This is a genomic window from Solimicrobium silvestre, from assembly GCF_002976435.1.
In the GTDB taxonomy this organism is placed as follows: Bacteria; Pseudomonadota; Gammaproteobacteria; order Burkholderiales; family Burkholderiaceae_D; genus Solimicrobium; species Solimicrobium silvestre.
Genome location: NZ_PUGF01000006.1, coordinates 1 through 12476 on the forward strand (window position 1 = coordinate 1; position 12476 = coordinate 12476).

Genomic DNA, 12476 nt, shown 5'->3' on the forward strand with positions numbered 1-12476 from the left:
GGAAATCCGCAAAAAGCGCCTATTTTGCGCCTCGACGTTCAAATCGAGACCAAACAAATTCGTCGTTTTATGCAAGTAAATCATTAACTTACAAGCTCCTGGCGTGAGAACGTTGGGACACTACTGATACAGAATAAACATTCACAAATCCATGGCTGCTTGCTAAAACCCGTCCCACAATTTTGTCCAGACATCAAATCTTTCTGCGGGCGCTCAACAGAGTCCACGCTAGAAATTGCTGGCATTAATCAATAGTGTCAATCATGATCAAAGCGATCTACAAAGGTGATGATCGGTTCATGATAACTATTACTATTACCATCATCGCAAGGATGAATTTGATCTAATAGCGTATAAAACGTGCGAATTTTACACACTTAATTTTATTTTTCGAAACCATGTAGTCTGAAGCGTTTCTCATTGCTACAAAAAATCGCTTTGCTTCACCCTCATACTGAATCCTCATCACACATCGTCTACATGACGTTAAGTGCCATTAGCACCTAAAATTTCAGGTTACAATAATCGATTAAGTTTTACATAAACTTGCAAACTCGGAATTATTTAAAATTACCTTGAATATAGATATTCAAAAAAGCCAGCAATTAAAACAACAATAAAGGTAGTGCAAAATGACACCAAACAAGATAACAACCATCGCGATTATTGGAGCTGGCTTTAGTGGTGTGGCTACCGCTTTGCATCTTCTCAAATTCGAATTAATAAAACCAATCAAAGTGATGTTGATCGATACGATTGAGTCATTCGGAAAAGGTTTGGCATATGTAACTGAAGATGATAATTTGGTTTTAAATGTTCCAATTGGTAATATGAGTTTATTTTCGGATCAGCCCAACGATTTTTTAGATTTTTGCCAAAAAATTGATGCGTCACTGAATTCAGGTTCATTTGTGTTTAGACGAATTTATGGCGAATATTTACAGGCCAGATTACAACAAGCAAAAACAGACTATCCGCAAAATTTTATTAAATTAAAAGATTTTGTTACGGGTATCTCGCAATCCAATAATTGCTTTATCTTAGACTTAAAATCAGGCTCGCAGGTACAAGCAGACAAAGTAGTCATGGCCTTCGGCCATTTTCAATCGAAACCGTTGGCTGAAATTCTTCCTAAAAACGCAATTAATCCCGCGATAGATAACAATATTCTTTTAGATAGTTCATGGGATATATGTGCCCTTGATCGTTTGCGAACCGATCAGAATGTGCTGATCCTGGGCGCAGGTCATACTGCAATTGATACGTTGTTTCGGCTGGTATCTAAAGGGGTTCAGCGTAAAATATATTTAGTTTCACGCCATGGATATATGCCCAACGGGCACAGAAAAGCGGGGGAATTTATAAAATTACCGATCCTGACCAAAGAAATTGAAATTAAGGTGAAAGAAGAACTGAAGATTAACCCCACCATCAGAACACTCTTTTCAACTTTACGCCAACTTACAAAAAATCATATGGCGCAGCAGGGGAACTGGCGTGATGTGATTACAAGCCTACGACAAATTACTCCTGAAATTTGGAGGGGACTTTCTGTAAAAGAAAGACGCCGTTTTTTGACTCATATTGTGCATCTTTGGGATGTATTGCGCCATCGTATTGCGCCGGTAGCGATGCGGAGACTCGACCTTTTAATCGCATCTGGTAAAGTTGAAGTTATCGCCGGGCGAATTAAGCAACTCAATCCAGATGGAAATAGCATCAATGCCGTAATTTCTTTAAGAAGGACAAATCAGAATCAGGAGGTTAAGATCGGCTCAGTCATTAATTGTACCGGCCCAAATTACGACATAAATAGAGTAATTAATCCATTGGTACGCCAATTGACTGAACTGAGAATATTACAACAAGATGAATTAAAATTAGGATTTAAGGTTGATGAGCAATACCGCTGCAGTCATATCCAACATCTTTACTATATTGGTCCTATGCTTAAAGCCAGTCATTGGGAAGCAATAGCGGTACCAGAATTACGTACCCATGCTCTAAATTTGGCCAACATTCTTGTAGAGAGTTGATGCACAGAGCGTGAAATAGAGTCGACTTTAATTATGACTCTCTGTATGCCCCCACCTGTAACGGAATCGTATGTGTCACAGCGGGCAATCAAATAACCATTTAAACCGGGAAGGGCATCGCCATAAAAATTATAGCAGTTGGTATCGATTTGATAAAACCATTTTTTCCAGATTCATGGCATAGATAGTCAATTTTGGATGCGCGTCAACACTTGGGTATATCAGTTGAAGTTAATGCAAACTTACGCGGATTAAAACCAAAGTCTTGCTTGGCTTCTAGATGGTCAAAAACCATATCGCAATTCATTCGTTCCGCCATTGCACCCGACCATTTCCGGTAACGCGGCAAAATTCGCAACACGGTCACTGTCATGCTAAACATCCAAAGCGGAATAGATAACATACGTGGGCGCTTATCCAACGCAAAACAAATTCGGGAAACCATTTCACGATAAGTAAGAACTTCATCACCGGAAATATTGTATGCGTGATTTGCAGAAGAGGATGCACACAGGGCGTCAAAACAAGCCTCAGCTACATCTTGCGCATGAATCGGCTGACGTAGACCAGAGGCTTTCCCCAATAAGGGAAAAAAACCAAATCGACGAATAAAATTAGCTATCTCGCTTATATTTTTATCGCGCCCAAAACCATAAATTAATGTTGGCCGCAATATCACCCATTCAACACAGCGACTTTCAGCCCAAATTTGCAAACGCGCTTCAGCATCTGCCAACTGCTTAGATAAAATTCGTTCATTGCGATCTGAGGAATTATCTTTGGTGAAGCGACTGGTTGAAGAAAGAGCCACCACTCGCCGCACGCAATGTGCTTCAAGTAAAGTGAAGTACTCTGGCAGCACAGCAATTGGCGCAAGACAAATCCAAAGAGGAATTTTATTTTCTGCAGCATTCTGTTGCATAGAATCTGCCTCAATCTGCAGCCATTTAATGCCACCAGTGAACTGCGTAACTGTACGACGTGAAAAAGCAAACACCGACCTATCTGCTATTTCTAACTGCTGTAGAACGGACACGCCAACAAAACTAGTTGCACCCAGCACCCCAATAGCTTGGAACTTATTATTTTCAATTTCACTCATATCTACGTCTTTTAGAACGCAAGGCGTTTCTAAAATGTTGGGTTGAATGATGGGTAGCAACCATTCCAAAGCGTAGCCATACACCTACCACGATCAACGCCATCAACGCACCGGGGTATTGATGACGAAAAAATTTATGATAAAACCGGATCATCCCCTTGTGCTTATGCCACTCAACAAACACCTTCTTATTCTTACCGCACGCACCTAATGCATGAGTAATTTTTGCAGTAGGGACAAACAAAATTTTCCAACCCTTTTGCCTAAAACGCATACACCAATCTAAATCTTCACAATGCAAAAAATAACCCTCATCCCACCCCCCAACATCCTGCATCACATCACGCCTAACCATCATACAAGCACCTGAAATTGCCTCGACCTCAATCGGATGGTCCGGAAGTTTTTGCTTATGCAAATGAAAATCATAGAACAATTTTGGCCATCGACCTGAAAAACGCACCAAACCAAATGCCCGCACAAATGAGCGCCACGGAGTAGGGATTGCTCTCCGTCCACCCGCTTGCTCTGTACCATCCCAATTAACGAGTAAACCACCGACCATTCCTACTTCCGCATCCTTACACATAGTCTCCAACAGACTTACTAACGCTCCAGGTTTAAAGGAGCAATCAGGATTCAGAAACAACAATATAGGTGCAGTGGCCTTGTTAGTGCCTTGATTACAAGCTGCGGCAAAACCAAGGTTAGTTACATTTTTAATTAGATGAACATTAGGTAGCCCAACTAGGGCATTCAAACTCTGATCCGATGAAGCGTTATCAACAATTATAATTTCGATTTTCAATGGACAATTCAATAATGAATTGACGCAAGCATACAGCAGGTCACCGGCATTGTAGTTGACAATTACTGTTGAAATATCGAAATTCATTATTTCCATTAACTTGAATCAAATCACTTATTAATACTCATAAACTAAAGGCCAATGTTTGATGTTAGGCGCAAAACATGATTTACAAACAACTTAGCTCTTAACAGGTATATATTATTTTTGCCATTAAATCCGTATTTCCATGCTTATTATAGTAAAAGGATGAGTTTTTAGTATTTTTTAAATAACTATTATAAAATGGATCAACAGATCCGGACGGCAGTTTAAGGCTTACCTAATCGAAAGATGAAGAGCTGGTAATGAGTAAGGTAAATGCACGATACTTATCGGCAAATAAAAAGCACAAGAATCTGGAGTTCCCTCAATCCAAGATCATTTATTAAAAAATTTGTTTGAAAATGCAAATCGTATATTGCAATATTGGCAATGTAAAGCTAATTTATCCAGATTCCGATCCAGCCAATTAGATGCCAACTAAACTGGTTCAATTTAATGGTAGAATTACGAAATTGCAATAGCTAATTACATAAAAAATTTAAAATACTTTGAATTTAACGTCGTAATTTCACAAAATTACTAGCGCACTAACAAGTTAAACTAAAAAATAATCTATTTCGCCACTGATTTATGCTAATGCATAATTTCCATTCACACTGAAAAATAAACAATTTTCCTAACTTAAACACACTATCAATATGACAATAAATCAAATGAAATCAGCAATTCTAGCACTAGCGGTTGCAGCGGCAACGTCCATCTCTGGTTGCGGCTCTGACAAATCAGAATTTGTCATTATTGCTGACGATAACTGTGGAATAAATGCACCTTTAGGAAATACTCCATTTAACAGACAAACAGACCTGCTTCCATGGGGATGGGCATTCGACAAGGCAACTGGAACCGTACCTGACCAAATTTTTATGCAAATAATTTCTGAAGATCATAAAAGTAGTACGAAAGCCACTATGAAACGAGCATCAAGGCCGGATGTTGCAAAAGCATTTGGCCTTCCAATTGATATGGCAGGGTACGGAGGTCAGATCGAAGTGAAAAATCTTCCTGCTGGGACTTACTCAGTTTCTATTGTACAAACATCTGGCAATAAAACCATAGTTTGCACCAGTCCTTCAAAAATAATTTTGAATTAATCTAAAAAGATCGATTTATTGAGATGCTTCCAAATCACACCAATGGAAGCAACTCTTCTCTTTTGAATAAATTTTCTTTTACTCCACATTTTTGGCAATCCTGATAAAGCATCCCATTTTGCACTTAAAATTGCACCAGAATGCCCATTAAGTACAAACCAAACAATGGAAATGAAATTTAAACCAATATGCAATGGGAGTAATATCCAGAATAAATACCCCGGCATATTCTTAATATACGTCCAAACCAGATTACGATGTCCGTGGTAAATTGAAAAATCACTATGCTGGCCTCCCGTAGTTGCTGAACCGACGTGATGCACTACTGCATTAGGTACATACCTTGCCTTATGCCCAGCAAGTCGTAGGCGAAAACCCAAATCAATATCTTCCACGTAACAAAAATAGTCTTCATCAAACCCATCTACGTCAACTAATGCCTGCCGCCGATACAACGCAGCTGCAGCGCATGGAGAAAAAATCTCCATGGCCCGCAAATGTTTTTTTTGTTGCTTTACCCCATACCGATCTCGCCAAACTAATCCACTCAGGTGATAACTATCGCCAATGCCGTCCAAAAATTCGGGATTGGCTTGACATAATTGCCGCGAACCAAAAGCCGCTACATCAGGGTAATTCGTAGCAGCAATAAGTAAATTCTCAAGCCAATCTGACTCAGGAAAAGCATCTGGATTTAACAATGCAACAAATTCATCTTTGCACTCAGCAAGAGCACGGTTATTGCCTGCCGCAAAACCTAAATTAGAAGTCATTTGAAATAAAATAACATTTTCAAACGATTCAACATTTTTAGCAGAACCATCAAAACTCGCATTATCAACAACAATAACCTGCTTGGGTAAAACAGTTTGCAAACTTAAGTGTTGCAAACATTGTGTCAAAAGTGAAGAGCTATTCCAGTTAACAATAATTACAGTTACAGCCATTGATAAATTTCCCGATTAAAGAGCATAATTTCCTGAGCTATTTTTTAATGAATCAATATATCAATGTAGATTTAAATTAAAGTTGACTACCTATTGCCACTTTAACTTCTCCGATTATTTAACGATTTCAAAACTTGATTAACGCTCAGTAGCTTCGCGCTAACAAATTTTAAAAAAAATTTCAATTGAAGTCCATTAAAGAAGCCCATATTAGTTGCACTATTAATGCGCTCGCCCAAATTTACCGCTCGCTCAATAATAGTTCGATTCAGCGTACCTATCTCACCCATTTGTTGTTGGAACCAACGATCATCTATTCGATAGGCAGTAACCATTACATCATAACATTTCTCTAGTCCAAGTATTTTAAACATATGTAATAAGCCAACTAATTTGTATGGTTTGCCTAACCATTGGTTTTCTCTTAGAAAAAGAAGTCCTTTTTCAATTTCAAGATGTTCGTCGCTCGGTAGATTTTTAACTACTAACAAATCTGAAAAGCCATCGATAAGCTGTTCACGGGTAACATGCTCAAAAAAATCTTCCGCGATTAAAAAGTGTTCATTAATAGTTCTGGTCGAATTCACTTCCGTCTGGCTGCTTGCATTCTCTCCAGGTAATATTCGGAAATTGATCAACTCACGATCTGAAATAAATATCTCGTAATACTTAATTAAGCGTATCCACATTTCAAAATCAGGCAACTGACGAAGCCGATTGTTATACATTCCAAGTTCGTTATAACAAGTCTTACGTATCAACATAGTCGGATGACAAATACAGTTCCCAAGATCAAAAAATCTTCTCAACCATTGACCTTGAGTACGATTTTCCTGATCAAAAACTGAACCAAATGGAAGTGTTTCCTTACCTATGCTTTCACCAGTTTTATCAATAAATTTCGCTCTGCCAAAACAAGCGCCAATCAAAGGATTATTTCGCAAAATTTGAACTTGGTACGCTAGCTTATCGCTACCGATCCAACTATCATCAGAATTTATTAATGCAATAAATTCGCCAGAAGCACGTTCAATTAACTCATTTGTTACGACACAAGCACCACGATTTACTTCATTCGGAAAGAATTGAATTCGTTGATCTTTGATTGAAGCAACAACTTCCCTCGTTCTATCAAAAGATCCATCGTCTGCAATCAAGAATTCGAAATCGACTCCTTGCTGCGCTAAAACGCTTTCAATAGCCTGCTTAACAAAATCAGCATGGTTGTATGTCGCCATGATTACGGAAACCAATGGAGATGTCATACTGCCCCCCTATGAAAAAAATTTACAATATATTTTTTAAGATTCGGTGGAATTAAGCCACGCATAAGTCCCATTACAAATGGCGGCAGCCAATCTACAACCTGTGCCAGTAATCCAGCAGGTGGATTTATCGCAGTAGAAACGACATGTATAAAATTTGATTTAGCGATCATATTTGTCAAATGATTTGATAAATTCTCAAACTCTGCATGATAGATGTGCTGGGTTAAAGCATCATAGCTGGGGATTAATTCCAATTGCAGCTTGAGTTGTTCTATATGGGGAGTTTGCGACCAGACACCATTTGAATGCACACGATAGACAGACATTGGCTGCTCTAAAAAGCCAATCATACTTTTTTTGGCAATACAAATATTAACTATCCAATCGTAGGAACAAATATTAAATAATTCTTCTGGTAAATTTTCAAGTGCAGATTTTCTGTACATGCAGGTAGAAAAATTTCCCACCAAATTATCAGCAATTAAATCCCGAGCCGTTACCAATCGGTGGTTATTACTAATGGCAACCCTTGGATAAAAAAGATTGCGATTTTCCTCATAAACAAAATAATTTACAGAGCACAGATCACATTCCCAATGAGTATCGAGAAATTCAATTTGACGCTGAAGTTTAAAAGGACTGACCCAATAATCATCTCCCTCAAGCACTGCTACATACTCACCAGAACAGGCCGAAAAAGCTCTTTGATAATTTTTTGTTATCCCTAAATTTTTTGTATTATCTAAATATTTGAAAATAAATTGATTGTTTTTACCTTCATAACTCTTAATAATATCTAATGTACTATCCTGAGAACAATCATCAGCAATAACAAGCTCCACTACACCACAAATATTTTGCTGAAATAAACTTTGTAAGGCTTGATTCAAATATTTTTTATGATTATAAGTAACCAATAATACTGATAACTTAATCTCATGTGGTTTATTCATTTCATTCATAAACGTTCCGCTATTTTTATTTAAATCTTAGTTTGATCGAATTATTTTAATGATATTTAAATCTATTAAATCAATATTGCCATTTTAAAAACAAGTGCTTATCGAAATTTTCATAAATTAGAAATTTTTTTAATGACTATTATTTTCTGATTCCAATGGTTTATTTTTTTTTATTGGCCTTGCGGGGTTTCCTACCACGGTCACCCCATCAGGAACATCCTTGGTTACAACTGCCCCCATTCCAACTACGGCACCCTTACCAATCCTCAAAGGCTTATCAATTTTACCTTCTTTAATTACTGCATTTGCTCCTATAAACGCGTAATCACCAACAATTACACGCCCATTACAACGGGCACCAGGTGACAATGTGACAAAATCGCCAATTACACAATCATGAGAAACAGATGAAAAAATATTTGCTTGAAAAAATTTTCCAATTTTCACATCCGATGTAATCATAGAATTTGGGCAAAATACAGATCCTATTCCAATTGAATTATTTTCCAAAAAATCGGCCCGAGGAGAGTGAATTTCAATAACTTCTGCTTTTCCTGCTACCATAGTGAACATAGCCTCACGCGCTCGCCCATCACCAATTGCGATGTTAAAATATTTATCACCATCCAATGCAAAAAAATCATCCAATGAAATTAATGGATAACCATTTACTTTGGAATTTTCTGGTTCCCACGTTTCTACAAAATAAACATGAATTATTCCAGGTGGAACAGACAATGTTTTACATATACTTGATTTCACAAAGGGCATCACTTCCCGACCTGATCCACCTGCACCAATTAATCCAAAAACTATTTTTTTCATAAATTAATTTTTAATATAGTCATATAATTCATTACTTAAATCTCAAAATCATTTTTCAACATAATACGTTGATTTTTTTACATTGAAATATGTTCGTAGCCACAACAGTTAAAACTATAAATTTGACTACAAATATCTTGAAGGGGGCATTCAAATTTGTTGAAATGAACAATCAAACTGCGAAACATAATTAAATAGCCAAAATAACTTCAATGACGCGGTTAATTTCTTCATTTGTTAATGCGGGATAAATAGGAAGGCACAACACTCTTGAAGCAGCATCCGACGCATTGGGTAAATTACTATGTTGCGCAGAAGGTAAGCTTCTATACATTGGGAAATCAGTAATTAATGGGTAAAAATAGCGGCGGGTAAAAATTCCATGATCTTTCATTTTTTGGAAAAGAGCATCTCTTGAAAGAGGATATGAATGAGAAACTAAAACAGGAAAGTAAGAATAATTTGCCACTACTTCACCACTATCCGATAAACATTGAATTCCCGAAACAGCGGCTAATCTTTCGCGGTAGATAGTATCAATTTCCTTTCTGCGCACCAACGACTGATCCAAGTGCTTTAACTGTAACAATCCAAATGCAGCATTAATTTCACTCATTTTTCCATTTATGCCAGGTGCGACAACGGTCACCTCATCCACAATGCCAAAATTCTTGAGCTGATCTATACGCTGTTTTGTTTTCAAGTCAGGGCATACTATTGCTCCACCTTCAAAGGTATTAAAAACTTTTGTTGCATGAAAACTCAATACAGCTAAATCACCGTGCCTGAGAATGCTGCCGTTTTCATCCTTTACACCAAACGCATGCGCGGCATCATAGATCACTTTTAAATTATAAGTGTCGGCAATTTTTTGAATCGCCTTAACATCGCAAGGATGTCCATAACAATGTACTGGCATGATGGCAGTTGTTTGCGGAGTAATGGCCGCCTCAATCTTTGCCGGATCAAGATTGAGAGTTTCTGGATCAACGTCAACGAATACAGGCTTAATACCATTCCATAATAAAGAGTGCGCAGTCGCCACAAAAGAATATGGCGTTGTTATCACTTCGCCCGTAATACGCAATGACTGCAATGCAGTCACCAAGGCAATGGTACCATTGGTAAATAACGAAATATACTCAACACCTAAATGCTCACACAACTCTTTTTCCAATTGCTGATGGAAAGGCCCACCGTTGGTAAGTATTTTATTTGTCCAAATTTTTTCAAGATAAGGAATAAACTCATTCAAAGGAGGCAATAATGGCTGTGTAACGTAAATATTTGGATTTGTGCTCATATTGTGTTTTAATTAATTTTTAAATAATGTTGATATACGTTTTGCTATATTTTCGAACACGGTATTTTGGCATCTTTCCAATTCAACTTCTATCAGTTGAATTCGAGTCATTTGAGATTTATTGGTCATTTCAAGATCGGAAATATGAGCTCGTAACAACGTATGTTCTTTATCACAAGATAAAATATGATCGTTCTTATCTTTTAACGTCAGATCTAAATTACTTATTTGTTTTACCCGTGAGGACAGTTCCGATTCAACTTCGTGGATATGTTTAGCCTTATCAGTAATTGTCTTTTCCAGTCCAGCTATATGCTGTGTTCTTGATGACAGCTCAGACTCTACCCCTTGAATATGATGAGTCTGATCTGTAATTGTCTGTTCTAAGCAAGCTACTTGTTGTTCCCTTGAAGACAGCTCTGACTCCACCCCTTGAATATGATTTGCCTGATCGGTAACTGTCTCTTCCAGTCCAGCTATATGCTGCGCCCTTAATGACAGCTCTGACTCTACCCCTTGAATATGATGAGCCTGATCGGTAATTGTCTGTTCTAATCCAGCTATATGCAGCGTCCTTGAAGACAGCTCTGACTCTACCCCTTGGATATGATTTGCCTGATCGGTAATTGTCTGCTCTAATCCGGCTATATGCCGTACCCTTGATGACAGCTCAGACTCCACCCCATGAATATGATGAACCTGATCGGTAATTGTCTGCTCTAATCCGGCTACATGCCGTGTCCTTGATGACAGCTCTGACTCTACTCCTTGAACATGATTGGCCTGATCGGTAATTGTCTGCTCTAATCCGGCTATATGCCGTGCCCTTGATGACAGCTCAGACTCCAACCCTTGAATATGATGAGCCTGATCGGTAATTGTCTGCTCTAATCCGGCTATATGCCGTGCCCTTGATGACAGCTCAGACTCCACCCCTTGAATATGATGAACCTGATCGGTAATTGTCTGCTCTAATCCGGCTACATGCCGTGTCCTTGATGACAGCTCTGACTCTACTCCTTGAACATGATTGGCCTGATCGGTAATTGTCTGTTCCAATCCCGCTACATGTTGCGTCCTCAACACCAGTTCTGACTTAACTTCACTTATACAGAGGGTTTGATTATGATTTTCAATCGTTTTTTGTCGGTTTTGCTTTAATAACTTATCCACTAACCTAAGCTGTGGTTTTGAATGCAAAAGCTCTTTGGACCACTTTTCAATTTTAAATATCAAAACGTTATCTTCAAATTTACTTTTTCCTGATGCAACTTCAAATAAGCTGCAATAAATTTCAGAAACTAGAGAAGGGCAACTTCCATCCAATAGTAAATCAGAAATTTGATAAGTTGTATGCCGTAATTTTGGATCTAAAAATTCTGAAACATAATTTTGCAATTTTTTTTGATCAACCTTCAAGCCAAGATAATCTGCTAGCCGATTCAATTCTTGATCTGGCATTTGCATAAGAAGATCGTAGTCAACTAATACCCTTTTACTATCAATACATCCCAATAAACTTGTGACAACGTAACTAAGCCACAAAAGATAACTATGCTCGCGTTCAAAACCATCTCGCTTAACCAGTGATTGAACTACGCTAAGTGGGTTACGTACAGCAAAAACATAACTTACATCTAAGCTGCAATAATCAAATACAATTTTCCAAAACGGTAATAATTTAGCTACCCGTGGATCTTTGAAGCCAAAAACCGACTTTGTTCCAATTTTATCTCTGAGCAACGCTACTGCCCGTAACAAATAATTTTGCTTAGTTAAAAATTCAACGTCAATTTGCTCCAACTGTTCAAGACAATTCCAGTCACTATTAATTGCATTCAACATCTCAATATTGAGCGCATTTAAGTCGATATCTTCCCAAAATCCTTTTGAATTGATCCCCTCAACACCTGGCATTATGCGGTCACCCAAGTCGACTCCAAGAACACTCAAACCTCGTGTGATCGCACTCGTGCCACTACGGTGCATTCCTAAAACAACAATTAATTTTTTATCCAACTTTTCCATA

10 protein-coding genes are annotated in these 12476 nt (G+C 37.9%); 2 read left to right on the plus strand and 8 right to left on the minus strand.

The features are described from left to right. The first annotated feature begins 632 nt into the window (after nucleotides 1–632). The gene (locus tag S2091_RS07640; protein ID WP_105531214.1) at nucleotides 633–2036 is read left to right on the plus strand and encodes an FAD/NAD(P)-binding protein; all 1404 of its coding nucleotides are present in this window, start codon (nucleotides 633–635) and stop codon (nucleotides 2034–2036) included. 205 nt (nucleotides 2037–2241) lie between these two features. Here the strand turns inward: S2091_RS07640 and S2091_RS07645 are convergent, their stop codons facing one another. Further along, the gene (locus tag S2091_RS07645; protein WP_105531215.1) at nucleotides 2242–3138 is read right to left on the minus strand and encodes an NAD-dependent epimerase/dehydratase family protein; all 897 of its coding nucleotides are present in this window, start codon (nucleotides 3136–3138) and stop codon (nucleotides 2242–2244) included. Next, nucleotides 3131–4033: a glycosyltransferase family 2 protein gene (locus S2091_RS07650; protein WP_105531405.1), complete on the minus strand. Its 903-nt coding sequence runs from the start codon at nucleotides 4031–4033 to the stop codon at nucleotides 3131–3133. The genes S2091_RS07645 and S2091_RS07650 overlap by 8 nt, the downstream gene beginning before the upstream one ends. A gap of 671 nt (nucleotides 4034–4704) precedes the next feature. Between S2091_RS07650 and S2091_RS07655 the strand changes: the two genes are divergently transcribed. After that, nucleotides 4705–5142 (plus strand): hypothetical protein, encoded by a 438-nt coding sequence (locus tag S2091_RS07655; RefSeq protein WP_105531216.1) that lies wholly within the window; start codon nucleotides 4705–4707, stop codon nucleotides 5140–5142. Here the strand turns inward: S2091_RS07655 and S2091_RS07660 are convergent. The 6 genes from S2091_RS07660 to S2091_RS07685 all read right to left on the minus strand — a co-directional run bounded on the left by S2091_RS07660 (nucleotide 5139) and on the right by S2091_RS07685 (nucleotide 12475). Beyond that, nucleotides 5139–6089, minus strand: coding sequence for a glycosyltransferase family 2 protein (locus S2091_RS07660; RefSeq protein WP_105531217.1), 951 nt, complete (start codon nucleotides 6087–6089; stop codon nucleotides 5139–5141). The genes S2091_RS07655 and S2091_RS07660 overlap by 4 nt on opposite strands. Nucleotides 6090–6190: 101 nt before the next feature. Next, on the minus strand, nucleotides 6191–7354 hold the full coding sequence (locus S2091_RS07665; protein WP_105531218.1) for a glycosyltransferase: 1164 nt from the start codon (nucleotides 7352–7354) through the stop codon (nucleotides 6191–6193). Continuing rightward, the gene (locus S2091_RS07670; protein WP_207769656.1) at nucleotides 7351–8319 is read right to left on the minus strand and encodes a glycosyltransferase; all 969 of its coding nucleotides are present in this window, start codon (nucleotides 8317–8319) and stop codon (nucleotides 7351–7353) included. Before S2091_RS07670 ends, S2091_RS07665 begins: the two co-directional genes overlap by 4 nt. 129 nt (nucleotides 8320–8448) lie before the next feature. After that, nucleotides 8449–9144: an acetyltransferase gene (locus tag S2091_RS07675; protein ID WP_105531219.1), complete on the minus strand. Its 696-nt coding sequence runs from the start codon at nucleotides 9142–9144 to the stop codon at nucleotides 8449–8451. Nucleotides 9145–9334: 190 nt separating this feature from the next. After that, nucleotides 9335–10447 carry a DegT/DnrJ/EryC1/StrS family aminotransferase gene (locus tag S2091_RS07680; RefSeq protein WP_105531220.1) on the minus strand — a complete coding sequence of 371 codons (1113 nt, stop codon included), beginning with the start codon at nucleotides 10445–10447 and terminating at the stop codon, nucleotides 9335–9337. A 12-nt stretch (nucleotides 10448–10459) separates the two neighbouring features. After that, on the minus strand, nucleotides 10460–12475 hold the full coding sequence (locus S2091_RS07685; RefSeq protein ID WP_105531221.1) for a sulfotransferase domain-containing protein: 2016 nt from the start codon (nucleotides 12473–12475) through the stop codon (nucleotides 10460–10462). Between the last annotated feature and the right edge of the window lies 1 nt (nucleotide 12476).

Bases quoted from the DNA above. Each gene is read 5' to 3' on its own strand.
- S2091_RS07640 (WP_105531214.1), top strand. From the start codon at position 633: ATGACACCAAACAAGATAACAACCATCGCGATTATTGGAGCTGGCTTT.
- S2091_RS07645 (WP_105531215.1), bottom strand. From the start codon at position 3,138: ATGAGTGAAATTGAAAATAATAAGTTCCAAGCTATTGGGGTGCTGGGT.
- S2091_RS07650 (WP_105531405.1), bottom strand. From the start codon at position 4,033: ATGAATTTCGATATTTCAACAGTAATTGTCAACTACAATGCCGGTGAC.
- S2091_RS07655 (WP_105531216.1), top strand. From the start codon at position 4,705: ATGAAATCAGCAATTCTAGCACTAGCGGTTGCAGCGGCAACGTCCATC.
- S2091_RS07660 (WP_105531217.1), bottom strand. From the start codon at position 6,089: ATGGCTGTAACTGTAATTATTGTTAACTGGAATAGCTCTTCACTTTTG.
- S2091_RS07665 (WP_105531218.1), bottom strand. From the start codon at position 7,354: ATGACATCTCCATTGGTTTCCGTAATCATGGCGACATACAACCATGCT.
- S2091_RS07670 (WP_207769656.1), bottom strand. From the start codon at position 8,319: ATGAATGAAATGAATAAACCACATGAGATTAAGTTATCAGTATTATTG.
- S2091_RS07675 (WP_105531219.1), bottom strand. From the start codon at position 9,144: ATGAAAAAAATAGTTTTTGGATTAATTGGTGCAGGTGGATCAGGTCGG.
- S2091_RS07680 (WP_105531220.1), bottom strand. From the start codon at position 10,447: ATGAGCACAAATCCAAATATTTACGTTACACAGCCATTATTGCCTCCT.
- S2091_RS07685 (WP_105531221.1), bottom strand. From the start codon at position 12,475: ATGGAAAAGTTGGATAAAAAATTAATTGTTGTTTTAGGAATGCACCGT.